Source organism: Pseudomonas sp. C2B4 (assembly GCF_013359695.1).
Lineage (GTDB): Bacteria > Pseudomonadota > Gammaproteobacteria > Pseudomonadales > Pseudomonadaceae > Aquipseudomonas.
The window spans coordinates 98,962-113,861 of the sequence record NZ_JABFMU010000002.1; the positions used below are offsets into that span (position 1 = coordinate 98,962).

Annotated in this window: 15 protein-coding genes and 1 riboswitch; of the genes, 7 read left to right on the top strand and 8 right to left on the bottom strand. The window is 58.8% G+C overall.

Translation table 11 applies throughout. The features are described from left to right. Positions 1 to 16: 16 nt before the first annotated feature. On the bottom strand, positions 17 to 529 hold the full coding sequence (locus tag HNQ83_RS02175; RefSeq protein ID WP_175387451.1) for a hypothetical protein: 513 nt from the start codon (positions 527 to 529) through the stop codon (positions 17 to 19). Positions 530 to 978: 449 nt separating this feature from the next. On the opposite strand from HNQ83_RS02175, the gene HNQ83_RS02180 reads away from it, so the two are divergent. Both HNQ83_RS02180 and HNQ83_RS02185 read left to right on the top strand, forming a co-directional pair. After that, the gene (locus tag HNQ83_RS02180) at positions 979 to 1,530 is read left to right on the top strand and encodes a cytochrome b (RefSeq protein ID WP_175387452.1); all 552 of its coding nucleotides are present in this window, start codon (positions 979 to 981) and stop codon (positions 1,528 to 1,530) included. Positions 1,531 to 1,562: 32 nt separating this feature from the next. After that, complete coding sequence (locus HNQ83_RS02185; protein ID WP_175387453.1) at positions 1,563 to 2,150, top strand: YceI family protein; 588 nt, start codon at positions 1,563 to 1,565, stop codon at positions 2,148 to 2,150. Positions 2,151 to 2,403: 253 nt separating this feature from the next. On the opposite strand, the gene HNQ83_RS02190 is transcribed toward HNQ83_RS02185, so the two are convergent. The 4 genes from HNQ83_RS02190 to ahcY form a co-directional block, all read right to left on the bottom strand. Next, positions 2,404 to 4,263, bottom strand: a complete 1,860-nt coding sequence (locus HNQ83_RS02190; RefSeq protein ID WP_175387454.1) for a DEAD/DEAH box helicase — start codon at positions 4,261 to 4,263, stop codon at positions 2,404 to 2,406. 222 nt (positions 4,264 to 4,485) lie between these two features. Then, entirely contained in the window at positions 4,486 to 5,301 is an 816-nt protein-coding gene (locus tag HNQ83_RS02195) for an ABC transporter substrate-binding protein (RefSeq protein ID WP_175387455.1), read from the bottom strand. Between the two features lie 194 nt (positions 5,302 to 5,495). After that, positions 5,496 to 6,341, bottom strand: coding sequence for a methylenetetrahydrofolate reductase [NAD(P)H] (gene metF / locus HNQ83_RS02200; RefSeq protein WP_175387456.1), 846 nt, complete (start codon positions 6,339 to 6,341; stop codon positions 5,496 to 5,498). Positions 6,342 to 6,500: 159 nt separating this feature from the next. Beyond that, the gene (ahcY, locus tag HNQ83_RS02205; RefSeq protein ID WP_175387457.1) at positions 6,501 to 7,910 is read right to left on the bottom strand and encodes an adenosylhomocysteinase; all 1,410 of its coding nucleotides are present in this window, start codon (positions 7,908 to 7,910) and stop codon (positions 6,501 to 6,503) included. 23 nt (positions 7,911 to 7,933) lie between these two features. Then, a riboswitch (S-adenosyl-L-homocysteine riboswitch) is annotated at positions 7,934 to 8,036 on the bottom strand. Between the two features lie 198 nt (positions 8,037 to 8,234). Between ahcY and HNQ83_RS02210 the strand changes: the two genes are divergently transcribed. After that, positions 8,235 to 8,639: an acyl-CoA thioesterase gene (locus HNQ83_RS02210; RefSeq protein ID WP_007994339.1), complete on the top strand. Its 405-nt coding sequence runs from the start codon at positions 8,235 to 8,237 to the stop codon at positions 8,637 to 8,639. 164 nt (positions 8,640 to 8,803) lie between these two features. Continuing rightward, the gene (locus HNQ83_RS02215) at positions 8,804 to 9,691 is read left to right on the top strand and encodes a formate/nitrite transporter family protein (protein WP_175387458.1); all 888 of its coding nucleotides are present in this window, start codon (positions 8,804 to 8,806) and stop codon (positions 9,689 to 9,691) included. On the opposite strand, the gene HNQ83_RS02220 is transcribed toward HNQ83_RS02215, so the two are convergent. Further along, complete coding sequence (locus HNQ83_RS02220) at positions 9,692 to 10,861, bottom strand: MFS transporter (RefSeq protein ID WP_175387459.1); 1,170 nt, start codon at positions 10,859 to 10,861, stop codon at positions 9,692 to 9,694. It lies immediately after the preceding gene. 319 nt (positions 10,862 to 11,180) lie between these two features. Between HNQ83_RS02220 and HNQ83_RS02225 the strand changes: the two genes are divergently transcribed. After that, positions 11,181 to 12,014 (top strand): EamA family transporter, encoded by an 834-nt coding sequence (locus tag HNQ83_RS02225; RefSeq protein ID WP_175387460.1) that lies wholly within the window; start codon positions 11,181 to 11,183, stop codon positions 12,012 to 12,014. A gap of 31 nt (positions 12,015 to 12,045) precedes the next feature. Next, positions 12,046 to 12,429: an MAPEG family protein gene (locus HNQ83_RS02230; RefSeq protein WP_175387461.1), complete on the top strand. Its 384-nt coding sequence runs from the start codon at positions 12,046 to 12,048 to the stop codon at positions 12,427 to 12,429. 141 nt (positions 12,430 to 12,570) lie between these two features. On the opposite strand, the gene HNQ83_RS02235 is transcribed toward HNQ83_RS02230, so the two are convergent. Continuing rightward, positions 12,571 to 13,755 (bottom strand): murein transglycosylase A, encoded by a 1,185-nt coding sequence (locus HNQ83_RS02235; protein ID WP_175387462.1) that lies wholly within the window; start codon positions 13,753 to 13,755, stop codon positions 12,571 to 12,573. A 128-nt stretch (positions 13,756 to 13,883) separates the two neighbouring features. On the opposite strand from HNQ83_RS02235, the gene HNQ83_RS02240 reads away from it, so the two are divergent. After that, a complete protein-coding gene (locus HNQ83_RS02240) occupies positions 13,884 to 14,333 on the top strand; it encodes a cytochrome c (RefSeq protein WP_175387463.1) in 450 nt (149 codons plus the stop codon). A 130-nt stretch (positions 14,334 to 14,463) separates the two neighbouring features. Here HNQ83_RS02240 and HNQ83_RS02245 read toward each other — a convergent pair whose 3' ends face one another. Then, on the bottom strand, positions 14,464 to 14,859 hold the full coding sequence (locus tag HNQ83_RS02245) for a DUF1090 domain-containing protein (RefSeq protein ID WP_175387464.1): 396 nt from the start codon (positions 14,857 to 14,859) through the stop codon (positions 14,464 to 14,466). Positions 14,860 to 14,900: the final 41 nt, after the last annotated feature.

Below are 14,900 nucleotides of genomic sequence, written 5' to 3' on the forward strand. Positions count from 1 at the left end.
CAACAGCCAGTAGCTATTAGAGAGGGCCAAGTGAAAATTTCCATTCATAAATCTCTTTACCATCCGGTAGCACTCTGGTGAATCTCTCCTTCGCCTTTGGAATACGACCAGGGACGAATCCAGAGCGAGCCCAGCACAGATTTCCCGTTCGTTGATCGTAAATGACCAGATTTCCATCATCTTGAATAACCATACAAGTGTTGTACCACAGTGATTTATCAGTGCTGTGGGTGCTTTCGGCAATCCATAGACGTTTTCTGGAGGGGGCGTATAAGAATCCACTATTGCTGATTACAAACTGCAGTTTCTGATTCATTCTTTTTTGATATAAGGTCTTACTATAAATTTGGTTGGTGTCCGCAATCCAAACTACAGCCCCGTTGTCGGTAATAACCAGATTCCCGTCAGTCTGCAATATCAATCGAAATCGTCCATTTTCGGACATGAGGTACTGTCCCGCCGACATCATTTGGTTGGTGGGCAGCACATGCGAACCGCTTGCCTGAAATGGGGTGTATGTAATAGCCATGATTTTTTTACCTTGATTAATGAGTGCTCATGTAATCAAGTTCTAATGTGGAGATGGCGATATATATTTGTTGCTTGTCTTAATAGCATCCATCACAGATTGGCGTGGAGCAGCGAAGGAAGCGGCAGCCACCCAGCGTTCAGGAGCGGTGAAGGTGGAGCCTGACGGAAGACCGATCTCGCCAGCGTTCAGGCGCATAAAACGCGGCTCAAGGGCCGCGTTTTATGCGCCTGAAGGAAAACCACCCCACAGAATCGAATAAATTTTGGGGTGGAGGTGTTCTTGGGTTGGGCTACATTCTTTGGCACCCAATGGTCTTTTAATCTCGCCTTAACCCACCTATTTCAGACTCTTGATCGTATTTCTCGATATTTCAAAGCAAAATTTTCCGCTTTAATTCGATAGATAACTCTTTAGTCTTGGGTCGCAGTTCTCACAGGATTTGGGCAATGCAGCTACGTAACTCTACTTCCCGCTATGGTTTGGTCAGCATAGTCATGCACTGGGGCGTGGCACTGGCAGTGTTCGGTCTGTTCGCGTTGGGGTTGTGGATGGTCGGTCTCGACTACTACAGCACCTGGCGCAAAGACGCGCCGGATCTGCACAAGAGCATCGGCCTGGTGTTGCTGGGTGTGATGGTATTGCGGGTGCTGTGGCGCTTTATCAGCCCACCGCCACCGACCTTGTCCAGCTACAGCCGCATGACGCGCCTAGGCGCCCATTTCGGCCATGGCTTCCTGTATCTCAGTCTGTTCGCTGTGATGATTGCCGGTTACCTGATTTCCACCGCAGAAGGTGTCGGGATTCCGGTGTTTGGACTGTTTGAAGTGCCTGCGCTGGTGTCCGGACTACCGGACCAGGCAGATACCGCTGGGGTGATTCACCTCTGGCTGGCGTGGGTGCTGGTAATTTTTTCCGGCCTCCATGCGTTGGCAGCATTGAAGCACCACTTTATCGATCGCGATGTGACCCTCAAGCGAATGCTGGGTCGCAAAGCCTGAAGTTCAACCTCGACTCCAAAGGAAAACAAAGTATGTTGAAAAAGACTCTGGCCGCTCTGGCAATCGGTTCCGCCCTGTTGTCCGCCGGTAACGCGATGGCCGCTGACTACGTGGTCGACAAAGAAGGCCAGCACGCCTTCGTTGACTTCAAGATCAGCCACCTGGGCTACAGCTTCATCACCGGTACTTTCAAAGACATCGACGGCAAGTTCAGCTTCGACGCCGCCAAGCCTGAAGCCAGCAAGATCGAGTTCAACGTGAACACCGCCAGCGTGTTTACCAACAACGCCGAGCGCGACAAGCACATTGCCAGCAAAGACTTCCTGAACGGCACCAAGGCGACGTTCGTGTCCACCAGCGTCAAGCCAACCGGTAAAAATGCCGCAGGCAAAGACACCGCTGACGTGGCCGGCGACCTGACCATCCTGGGCGTGACCAAGCCAATCGTGGTCAAGGCCACTTTCCTGGGTGAAGGCAAGGATCCATGGGGCGGCTACCGTGCCGGTTTCGAGGGTACCTTCAACCTCAAGCGTTCCGACTTCGGCAAGCAGAAGGACCTGGGCCCATCGTCCGACGCGGTTGAAATGTACGTGTCGTTTGAAGGTGTAAAAGCGAAGTAATTTTCGCGCCTGACAAAAAACGCCCGCTGCTCTCAAGAGCGCGGGCGTTTTTTATTGCCGTACAAATAATCTCTGCCGGTATCAAACAATCCTTGTGGGAGCGAGCCTGCTCGCGAAGACGGCGGCATGATCAACATGGAAATGACTGGTAGACCGCTTTCGCGAGCAGGCTCGCTCCCACAGGTTTTCTCATTCGTCATAAAAAATGCCCCGGCTCTTTCGAGTCCGGGGCATTTTTCATTTCAGCGATAACTCAGCGATTGCGCGTCAGCAACGCCGGTTTTTCGCCGCGAGGACGGGTTGGCAGTTGATCCAGTTGCTCAGGTGTCGGGAAGCGATCGGCTTTGGACTCCTTGTGCATGATCTTCGGCGCGTTGCCCCGCGGGTTCTGTACGGCCGGTTCCGAACGGGACTGGTCGTCACGGGCCGGACGGCGATTGCGCGAGTCTTCGCGACGGGCCTGGCCGTCACGTGGCGCACCGTTGCGTGGACCAGTGCGCTTGGCGGGCGGCGTGCCGGTGCTGGCGCCATCGCTGTTGCGCGGACCACTCTGACGACCTTGTGGTTTGCCACCACGCGGAGCGCCCGAACCTGCGCCCTGGGCTGGTGCACCTGGACGGCGACCACGACCGGGAGCTGGAGCCTGCTTCGGTACGTAGTCGACGCGGTTACCGAAGTTATCGATATCGTCGTCCAGGAACTCGTCCGGCGCGCGATCAGCGGCGGCGCGTGGCGGCTGGCTTGGCTGGCGCTGTTCGCGGGCCGGGCTGCCTTCGCGTGGCTTTTGCTGGCGAGCAGGGCGCTCACCGCGTTCGCCGGCAGGTTTTTCCTTGCCCTTGTCCTTGCCTTTGTCTTTACGACCGCCACCGCCACCATTCGGACCGTCACCGCGCGGGCCACGGGCATTGCGCGGGTTACGCATGTCCGGACGTTCGCGGGCTTCCGGTTTTTCAGCTTCCACGGCGCTGGCATCGAAGCCCATCAGGTCGCCATCGGCGATTTTCTGCTTGGTCATGCGCTCGATGCTTTTCAGCAGTTTTTCTTCGTCCGGGGCCACCAGCGAGATCGCCTCGCCCGAACGACCGGCACGGCCGGTACGGCCGATGCGGTGCACATAGTCTTCATCGACGTTCGGCAGTTCGAAGTTGACCACGTGTGGCAACTGATCGATGTCGAGGCCGCGGGCGGCGATGTCGGTGGCGACGAGGATACGCACAGTACCGGCCTTGAAGTCGGCCAGTGCTTTGGTCCGGGCGTTCTGGCTCTTGTTGCCGTGGATCGCAACAGCGCTCAGGCCATGCTTGTCCAGGTACTCGGCCAGGCGGTTGGCGCCGTGCTTGGTGCGGGTGAACACCAGTACCTGTTCCCAGGCGCCAGCGGTGATCAGGTGCGCCAGCAACGCACGCTTGTGGCTGGCAGGCAGGCGGAACACGCGTTGTTCGATGCGCTCGACCGTGGTGTTCGGCGGCGTGACTTCGATGCGTTCCGGGTTGTGCAGCAGCTTGCCGGCGAGGTCGGTGATGTCCTTGGAGAACGTCGCCGAGAACAGCAGGTTCTGCCGTTTGGCCGGCAGGCGGGCCAGGACTTTCTTCACGTCATGGACAAAGCCCATGTCGAGCATGCGGTCGGCTTCGTCCAGCACGAGGATTTCCACGTGGGACAGGTCGACGCTGCCTTGGCCGGCGAGATCGAGCAGGCGGCCGGGGCAGGCCACCAGCACGTCGACGCCGCGGGACATGGCCTGAACCTGAGGGTTCATGCCCACGCCGCCGAAGATGCAGGCACTGACGAATTTCAGGTCACGGGCATAGACCTTGAAGCTTTCGTGTACTTGCGCCGCGAGTTCGCGAGTGGGGGTCAGGACCAGAACGCGCGGTTGGCGCGGGCCGTGACGCTGGGACTTGTCCGGGTGACCGTTGGGGAACAACCGCTCCAGGATCGGAAGGGCGAAACCGCCGGTTTTACCAGTACCTGTCTGCGCCGCGACCATCAGGTCGCGACCTTGCAACACGGCGGGAATGGCCCGCTGTTGCACCGGAGTAGGCTCGGTATAGCCCGCATCTTCGATGGCGCGGACCAAAGCCTCGGAGAGACCGAGGGAAGCAAAGGACATGAGTAATCCTGTTTTAGTTAGGGCTTGGCCCAATGGGAGTCTTGCCTGGCGCGAATGGCGTTTAAGAGGACGCAATCCCGTCCGGTCCTGCTGGGTTTCGAAAGCTCGTCTGGAACGCTCGCGCGGGCTGAAAAGCTGCGCTGTAGCGGGGTCGAGATGCCTTGAACGATTCCGAGCGTCCGGGCGTGAGCCTGGCGGGAAGGCCGGAGTATAACAGAGCAATCACTGCGCGCCGCTTTCCTGCTGCTCAACGGTTTTTGTATGGGTAGCGGTGACACTTGCAGCATTCGTCGCGCTCGCCGGGGCAGCACCGTAACGAGCGCTCAGTTCCGCGTAGGCGGCTTCGCGCTTGAAGCGTTTGAGTTCGGCACCGAAGCGCTGCACCAGTAAATCCATGCCGGCATTGCGGCGCACCGCGAGAAACTGGCTCTGCTGGCTGATAACGGCCGGGTTTTCGGTGATCTTGTCGCGGATGTTCAGCTCGTCGAGCAAATGCTGGCCCACCCGGCGATCGGTAATCAACAGGTCGATCCGTCCACGCACCAGTTTGCCGAAGTTGGCTTCATGGCTCGGCGCCGGCTCGCGGGTGAATAGCGTCGACTCCCTGAAATCCTGGCTGTACAGGTAGCCCGGTGAGGTGCCTATGGTCAGGCCGCGCAGTTCGTCGAGGGTACGGAACGGGTGCGGTCGCTCGTTGGCATAGAACATCACGAACTGGACGTCCGAAAGCGGTTCGCTGGGGTAGAGCAGGGTCGCGTCGCGCTCGTCGCTGTGGAAAATGTCCAGAGCGCCATCGGCCTGTCCCGTTTCGAGCATCGACAGGCAACGTTTCCACGGCAGGAATTGCCATTCCACCTCAATGCCCAGTCGCTTGAAGACAATCGCCGTGGTTTCGTAGTCCAGCCCCAGGGCTTTACCGTTCTCTTCATAGACATACGGAGCCCACGGTTCCGTGACAATGCGCAGCTTCTCGCCCCGAGCGGCGAAGCTCAGGCAAGTGAAGACAAACACGGCGATTAACTGCGTGATCAAAGACATGGGCTTGAGATTACGACGAGAAACGGGAAAGAGCCAGAAACTGGCTGCAGATGCTCTAACTCCGTGTCTTGCCGCACAATAAAAGTGCATTTGAAAGCAAAAAATCGCAGCCTGCGACAGCTCCTACAGAAATGACACATTCCAATGTAGGAGCTTTCGCAGGCTGCAATCTTTTGATCTTGCCTTGACGATTTTTAACGTGGCAACTTCAGGTTGTTCCACACCGCCAGGCTCGCTTCAGCCTGATTCAGCGTGTAGAAGTGCAGCCCTGGTGCGCCACCCTGCAGCAAGCGTTCGCACATCTCGGTGATGACCTGTTCGCCAAAGCGCTGAATGCTTTGGGTGTCGTCGCCGTAGGCTTCCAGTTGCTTGCGGATCCAGCGCGGGATTTCTGCGCCGCAGGCATCGGAGAAGCGCGCCAGTTTGCTGTAGTTGGTGATCGGCATGATGCCCGGCACGATCGGAATGTTCACACCCAGCGCCCGCACACGGTCGACAAAGTAGAAATAGCTGTCGGCGTTGAAGAAATACTGGGTGATCGCGCTGTCGGCGCCAGCGTTGGCCTTGCGCACGAAATTGGCGATATCGTCTTCGAAATTGCGCGCTTGCGGGTGCATTTCCGGGTAGGCGGCCACTTCGATGTGGAAATGATTGCCGGTTTCTTCACGAATGAATTCGACCAGGTCATTGGCGTGGCGCAGCTCACCGCTGGCCATGCCCATGCCCGATGGCAAGTCACCGCGCAGTGCAACGATGCGGTTGATGCCGGCCGCTTTGTACTCTCTCAGCAGGCCGCGCAGATCGTCCTTGCTGTCGCCCACGCAAGACAGGTGCGGTGCGGCAGGAATTTTGACTTCGCTTTCAAGCTGCAACACGGTGTTGAGGGTGCGATCACGTGTCGAACCGCCCGCGCCGTAGGTGCAGGAGAAGAAGTCGGGATTGTAGGTAGCCAGCTGACGAGCAGTGGCGAGCAGCTTTTCATGCCCAGCATCGGTCTTTGTAGGGAAGAACTCGAAGCTGTAGCGACGATCTTGGGACATGGTCATATCCTTGGAAACAAGAACCTTCGAGGCGCTGCTGTCCCGTGTGGGAGCGAGCCTGCTCGCGAAAGCGATTTAACGGCCAGCGCAAATGTTGAATGCGATGGCCCCTTCGCGAGCAGGCTCGCTCCCACAGGGAGAGCGAACAATCAGTGCCTGTTAGTAGCGGTAAGCGTGCGGCTTGAACGGACCTTCGACGGTCACGCCGATGTAGTCGGCCTGGGTCTTGGTCAGTTTGGTCACAACGCCGCCGAAACCGCGGACCATTTCCAGGGCCACTTCTTCGTCGAGTTTCTTCGGCAGTACTTCAACGGTCAGGCGCTCGGCTTTCTGGGCTGGCGACAGGTCGGCGTACTTCTGGCCGAACAGGAAGATCTGCGCCAGAACCTGGTTGGCGAACGAACCGTCCATGATGCGGCTTGGGTGGCCAGTGGCGTTGCCCAGGTTAACCAGACGGCCTTCGGCCAGCAGGATCAGGTAGTCGTCGTTCTGTGGATCGAAGCTGCCAGCACCGGTACGGTGGATCTTGTGAACCTGTGGCTTCACTTCTTCCCATGCCCAGTTCTTGCGCATGAAAGCGGTGTCGATTTCATTGTCGAAGTGGCCGATGTTGCAGACAACGGCGCGCTTCTTCAGGGCTTTGAGCATGTTCGCATCGCAAACATTGACGTTGCCGGTGGTGGTCACGATCAGGTCGATCTTGCCCAGCAGCGCCTTGTCGATGCTTGCTTCGGTGCCGTCGTTGATCCCGTCGATGAACGGCGAAACCAGCTCGAAACCGTCCATGCAGGCTTGCATGGCGCAGATCGGGTCGACTTCGGAGACTTTAACGATCATGCCTTCCTGGCGCAGGGACTGAGCGGAGCCCTTGCCCACGTCACCGTAACCGATGACCAGCGCTTGCTTGCCGGACAGCAGGTGGTCGGTGCCGCGCTTGATGGCATCGTTCAGGCTGTGACGGCAGCCGTACTTGTTGTCGTTCTTGCTCTTGGTGACCGAGTCGTTGACGTTGATGGCCGGGATCTTCAGTTCGCCCTTGGCCAGCATGTCCAGCAGGCGGTGAACGCCAGTGGTGGTCTCTTCGGTTACGCCGTGAACGCGATCCAGTACCTGTGGGTACTTCTTGTGCAGCAGCTCGGTCAGGTCGCCGCCGTCGTCGAGGATCATGTTGGCATCCCAAGGCTGGCCATCCTTGAGGATGGTTTGCTCCAGGCACCACTCGTACTCTTGCTCGGTTTCACCTTTCCAGGCGAAAACCGGGATGCCGGCAGCGACGATGGACGCGGCAGCCTGATCTTGAGTCGAGAAAATGTTGCAGGACGACCAGCGTACTTCGGCACCCAGGGCAACCAGGGTTTCGATCAGCACGGCAGTCTGAATGGTCATGTGGATGCAGCCGAGGATCTTCGCGCCCTTGAGCGGTTGCTCTTCGGAGTACTTGCGGCGCAGACCCATCAGGGCTGGCATCTCGGATTCGGCGATGATGGTTTCGCGACGGCCCCAGGCAGCCAGGGACATGTCGGCGACTTTGTAATCGGTGAAATCTGCAGGCGTGATAACAGCGCTCATGAAGAGCCTCCATTCGTAATGTATGCGAATGGGCGCCGTTGTGCGTTTAGTGCCGGGCCGATCAAGCCCAGGCAACGCCCCATCCGAGCCTGACAGGTCTAGCCTGCTGCAGCGCCCCTCGGACAGGTGGCGGGAAAACGGTACTCTGTGGAGGTTACCGTTTTGAAACGGGGGCGATTATAGCGGGCTATGCTGATCTTCCAAAGGGTTTCTGTCGGTCAATGTGCGAACGGTAATAGTGGCTATAGAAGATGCCGAATAGAGCGCTGGCCCGGGGTCTGCCAAGATACCGTCCATCATTCGGCAAGACGCTCAGGAGTGAACATGAATTTCCACACCCGCAAATGGGTCAAGCCAGAAGACCTCAACCCCAACGGCACGCTGTTTGGCGGCAGTCTTCTACGCTGGATCGACGAAGAAGCGGCGATCTACGCCATTGTTCAGCTGGGTAACCAGCGCGTCGTCACCAAGTACATTTCCGAAATCAACTTCGTCAGCGCCTCGCGCCAGGGCGACATCATCGAACTGGGCATCACCGCCACCGAGTTCGGTCGTACCTCGATCACCCTGACGTGCGAAGTGCGCAACAAGATCACCCGCAAGAGCATTCTGACTGTCGAGAAGATGGTGTTCGTCAACCTTGGCGAAGATGGATTGCCCGCCCCCCACGGCCGTACCGAGATCAAGTACGTCAAGGACCAGTTCAAGGATGATGACGCCGCTCAGTGAGATTGGTGGCGTTCCCTTCGCGAGCAGGCTCGCTCCCGCATTGAGCCGCAATCTCTGTGGGAGCGAGCCTGCTCGCGAATGCAGCAATGGAGATTTATCAGGCTACTGAACAGCCATGATCTCCGTGGGTCGTAGTTAAATGACCCGCTTCCGGTGCGCACGCTATGAACTCGCCAACAGACGGCAAGACCCCCGACCTCTCTGCCAAAGAGCAGCGTGAAGTCGAAAAGAGCCAGCCACCACGGGCGGCGGTGCTGCACGAAATCATCCGTATCCAGGGCGATCAGGAGCTTGAACGCAGTGTTGCTGCGCTCTGGTGGTCCGCCCTGGCCGCCGGCTTGACGATGGGCTTGTCCTTGATGGGCATGGGATTGCTCAGCGCTCGCCTCCCGGATGGGGAGGGTTTCAAGGTGATTGCCAGTTTCGGCTACTGCGCCGGGTTTCTCGCGGTGATCCTCGCCCGGCAGCAACTGTTCACCGAAAACACCCTGACGGCCGTGCTGCCGATCATGAGCAAGCCGACGCTGGGCAACTTCGGTCGATTGCTTCGATTGTGGTCGGTGGTGTTGTTCGGCAACCTTTGCGGCACATTGCTGGTGGCCTATGTGATGCTGGAGCTGCCGATTTTCGACAGCAAGACCGATGTCGCTTTCCTCGACATCGGCCGCAAGGTCATGGAGAACGACGCCAGCAAAATGTTCGCCAAGGGCATCATCTCAGGCTGGATGATTGCCACCATGGTCTGGATGATCCCGTCCATGGAAAGCGCCAAGATGTGGATCATCATCCTCATCACATACTTCATGGCGCTGGGGGATTTCACCCACATCGTGGTCGGTTCGCTGGAGGTTTCCTACCTGGTGTTTGCCGGTGAATTGCCATGGAAGGATTTCTGGCTGGTGTTCGCCGGTCCCACGTTGGTGGGGAACATCATCGGAGGCAGCTTCATCTTCGCGCTGATCAGCCATGCGCAGATTCGCAGTGAGAGCGGGCCGCCAAAAAGCACGGCGGATCAGGACGAAGTGCCCGACCCGCAAAAAATCAAAAAGTAGTCAGATCGGTGCATTCACCGCCGCTGCGCCGCGACGTTGCAGATAGATGAAAAACAGCGCGGTCAGCACCGTCAGCCCGCTCACCAGCGCGCCCGTCCAAGGCAAGTCCGCCAGATCCGCACCGCTGGCCACCACCAGGCCGCCGATCCAGGCGCCGGCTGCGTTGCCGAGATTGAACGCACTCTGGTTCAGGGTCGATCCCAGGTTCGGCGCTTCGTGGGCCTGGTCGATGATCAGCAATTGCAGGATCGGGCACAGCGCGAAAGCAAAAATCCCCCACAAGACCAAGGTAATCGCAGCCGGAATCACCGAGTGGCTGGTCTGGCTGAAGGCGGCCAGTACCAGCACCACGGCTAACGCCATGCCGACCAGTGAAGGCAGCAAGTGGCTGTCCGCCAGTCGGCCGCCGAGCATGCTGCCCGCGGTCAAGCCCACGCCGAACAACAGCAGCATGATGGTCACGCCATGGGGGCTGACGCCGGTGATGTCCTGCAGGATCGGTGCGATGTAGGTGAACACGCTGAACAGGCTGGTCGAGGCGAGCACGCTCATGCCCAGCGCCAGCAGTACGTTGATCTTGCCCAGTACCTTGAATTCGCTGGCGAGGTTGGCCTTGTCCATCGCAATGTTTTTCGGCAGCCAGACCCATTGGGCAATGGCGGCGATCACACCGATCACCGACACCGCCCAGAACGTCGAGCGCCAACCGGCGTATTGCCCAAGTGCCGTACCCAGCGGTACGCCCAGCACGTTCGCCAGGGTCAGGCCGGTGAACATCATGGCGATTGCCTGGGCTCGTTTGTTGGGTGCCACCAACCCGGCGGCCACCACCGAGCCGATGCCGAAAAATGCGCCGTGACACAGCGCAGTAATCACCCGGGCGGCCATCAGCGTGGCGTAGTTCGGTGCCAGGGCGCAGAGCATGTTGCCGAGGATGAACATCAGGGTCATGCCCAGCAGCGTGGCTTTGCGCGGCATGTTGGCGGTACCGACCGCCAGGATCGGCGCACCGAACACCACGCCCAAGGCGTAACCAGTGATCAGCAGGCCGGCATGGGGAATGCTGACCGCGAGGTCGCGGGCAACATCGGGCAGCAGGCCCATGATGACGAATTCAGTGGTGCCGATGCCGAACGCGGCAACAGCGAGGGCAAGCAAGGCGAGTGGCATGCGCAAGGTCTCTGTCGGTAGTCTTGACGCTGTGATCAGGCATACGCAGGCCAACGACCGTTCTCGACGAGAGCGGGCAGGGGCGGATTTTATTGGAATTAGTCTGTGCGCAACTGAGTGCGGCGTGGTCGCTTGCAGTATAAACAGCTGCTGACATATCGCGAATCAATTCTCTGTACCCATCTTGTGGGGGCGAGCCTGCTCGCGATGGTCGTCAACGATGACGCTGGCTGTCTGGACAAACGCGTTGCCTTGAAGTCCATCGCGAGCAGGCTCGCTCCTACAAGGGGTGTTGTGGGGACTGCAAAAGGAGTGTGCCGTGCTTGCGACGGCTTTGGTGTTAGTGGCGGCGCTGTTGCACGCGGCGTGGAATACCCTGATCAAATTCAGCGCCGAACGGTTGCTGGTAGTGGCGTGCATGGATAGCGTGGCGATGTTGTTTGTCGTCGTGATGCTTCCGTTCGTGGAGCTTCCCCCTGTTGAAATCTGGCCCTGGATTCTGGCCTCGGCGACGTTCGAATTGCTTTATCGCTATCTGCTCATTCAGGCCTATCGGGTCGGCGACCTCGGGCTGGTCTATCCGCTGATGCGCGGGTTGTCGCCGCTGGTGGTGCTGGCGCTGACATTGATTTTCGCCGGGGAGGCGCTGACTCATCAGCAGATCTTCGGGATTCTGCTGATTCCGCTCGGCATGCTGTGCCTGCTCTGGCAGGGCGGGGGCGGTGCGCGCCTTCCCTGGTCGATGTTGCCGGTGGTGGCGCTGATCGGCCTGTGCATCGGTTGTTACACCTACATCGACGGCCAGGCACTGCGGCGCTGGTCGCATCCGCTGGACTATCTGGTCTGGGTAACGTTACTCAGCGCCTGGCCGTTCCCGTTGCTGGCCTGGGTGCGCAAGCGGCCGGCGTTCAGGCTGTTCTGGCGGGAGCAGTGGCGATTGGGGCTGGCGGTCGGGTTCTGCGTGTTGTTCAGCTACGCTCTGGTGCTGTGGGCCATGCAGCTGGGCTCGATTGCCGAAGCGGCGGCCTTGCGCGAGATCAGCGTGATTCTGGTGGTGCTGTTCGGCATGCGCTACCTGAAGGAGCCTTTCGGCAGGCCACGGCTCTTGGCCTGTAGCTTGGTGCTGATTGGCATGCTGGTGATGAAATTCTGACTGCTCTGTAACGTGAAAAAGGGACTGCTTTATGACGGTTGCTCTGTGGTGCATTTTGATTGCGATTTTCCTGCCGTATGTGTGTGTCGGCGTGGCCAAGATCAGTGGCGGGTTCCGGTTGAAAGACAACCATGACCCCCGGGATTTTCTCGATTCGCTGGACGGACTGGGCAGGCGCGCAAATGCGGCGCAATTGAACAGCTTTGAAGTGACCCCGGCGTTCGCCGCGGCGGTGATCGTGGCTCACCTGGTCGGCAATGCCGAACTGGTGACCCTCAATGTGTTGTCGGTGTTGTTCATTACCAGTCGGCTGCTGTACATCATTTTCTATCTGGCGGACTGGGCGACGTTGCGGTCGCTGGCGTGGTTTGTGGGGATGGGGTTGATTGTGGCGTTTTTTGTGGTGTCAGCCTGAATCTTCATTGCCGATGAGGGCCCCTTCGCGAGCAAGCTCACTCCCACAGTTGGATTTCTTCATGCACAGAATTTGTGTTCACTGAAGATCCCTGTGGGAGCGAGCCTGCTCGCGAAAGCTAACTAACGGCCAACATTTGACTCAGGGCTTGGTCTTCTCTGCATCCGCCACCTGAGGCACTTGCGGCAATGCCGCGCCTTTGGGCCAGAGCATCCAGATCTGCCCCTGCTGCTTCATGTCCCCGGCCAGTTGCCCGGCCGCGTCGCCGGTGCCCCAGAACAGATCCGCGCGAACCTCGCCAGCAATGGCGCCGCCGGTGTCCTGCGCAGCCACCGGTCTAACCAGTGCTGTGCCATCCGGTTTGGTGGTGGATAACCACAGCAGACTGCCCAATGGAATGACCTTGCGATCCACCGCCGCACTGTAACCGGCCGTCAGTGGTACGTTCAATGATCCGCGTGGCCCTTCGTTGCTGTCGGGGTTGCGGGTAAAAAACACGTAGCTCGGATTGCTGCCAAGCAGTTCCGGAATACGTGACGGATTGGCCTTGGCCCAGGCTGCGATCGTGCCCATGGTCACGTCTTCTTTCTTCAGCTCGCCTTGTTCCACCAGCCAGCGTCCGATCGGTCGATACGGGTGGCCGTTCTGGTCGGCATAAGCGATACGCAACTGGCGTCCACTGTCGAGCTGGATGCGACCCGAGCCCTGGATTTGCAGGAACTGCAGGTTCATCGGGTCGGTCAACCAGGCCACCACTGGCGCCTTGACCCCTTTGGTTTCAATCGTTGCCGCATCGTCGTAAGGCTTGAGTACTCGACCTTCAAGTCGGCCGCGCAGGCGTTTGCCCTTGAGTTCCGGGTAGATGCTGTCCAGGGCAACGATGATCATGTCTTCGGGCACGCCGTACACCGGGATGTTGGCAGTGGCGGTCTGGGTCAGGCTGCCCGGATAGACCGGCTCGTAGTAGCCGGTGATCAGGCCGTTGGGGTTGTCGTTGGCGGCGCGCAAACCATAGACATCAAGGTTCTGTTTGAGAAAGCCACGAATCTCGCTGGCGGATTGCGGCACGTTGGCGGCTGCCGCGCAGGTGCCGCCCCAGACCGGGTCGGCCTTGAGCCGCGTGCACGCGCTGCGCCATGAACCGAAACCGGCGACGAGGTCGTTGTCGGACACCGTCGGCAGTGCTTCCCATGTGGCGCTTGAGTACGTCGCCAGGGCATGGGTTTTCGGTTGTTTGTTGTCGCCACCGGTGCAGCCTGCGAGCAGGGCCACCATTGGCAGGGTCCAGGCCAGGCTGCGACGCCATGCCTTGATACGGCTGTTCATGGAGTGATTCCTTTGCCGGTTGCCTGAGTGCTCCATGCCCTCAGACAACCCTTATTGATAATAGGGCTATTGGTGTTTGCCGATGAGGCGAGGATACTGGCCGCCGTTTCCCGTGACCTGAAGCCACCATGACTCTTAAAAGACTTACTGTTGTATTGCTGGCCTGTCTGACGTTGTCCGCGTGCGGCGGTGTCGACCCCAACTCGCCGCTTGGTCAGCGCAAGGCTATTTTCAAGCAAATGCTCAAGACCGGCGAAGACCTGGGTGGCATGCTGCGTGGCCGTATTCCGTTCGATGGCCCGAAATTCGCCGACGGTGCGGTGAAGCTCGACACGTTGTCTCGTGAGCCGTGGAAGCACTTCCCGCAGGTGCGTGAAGAAGACCACACCAGTGCCAGGAGCGAAGTCTGGCAAAAACAGGAACGCTTTCAGGAGATGGCTCGCACCCTTGAAACCGCAACCGGTGAATTGGTGACCGCCAGCCAGGTTCAACCCTACAAGGCCAGCAACCTGGGGCCGGCGGTGCAGAAGGTCGAAGACGCCTGTAGTGCGTGTCATAAAGAGTTTCGGGATCATTGATAGGCAGCGCCGGGTCTGACGCCTTCGCGAGCAGGCTCGCTCCCACAATTGATCGCATTCCCCTGTGGGAGCGAGCCTGCTCGCGAAGACTGATCTGGCAACACCAAAGATCCTGGTTTATTGCCTGTTGTTATTTGTCCAGCTCGTCCACTGCTTCCTGCAATTCCTTGCGGGACTCGGCGAGTTTGTCCTTGCGCTTGTTGATCTTCTCCGGATCGCCTTTTTTCATGGCTTTGTCGAGATCGGCCTGGCGCCTGCTGACTTCGTGCTTGGCGTCGAGCACCTTGTTTTCCCGCTCTTTCTTCAGCGAGGCTTCAGTGCAGTTGGCGCTGATTTCGCTCAGGGCTTTTTCCAGGCCTGCCTGTTGCTCGGCATTGCCATGGGATTTGGCCAGTTCGATCTGGTTGATGATGCCTTGTTTCTTGGCAGCGCAGCCGGTCAGCCCCGGTGCTTCTTCGGCGGCCATCAACGGGGCGGCCATCACACTGCAAAGGGTCAACAGGGCGAGCGGTGAAAGAAATTTCATAAAAACTCCATGTCAAAAGGCAATCGGATCGATGCGGCGAT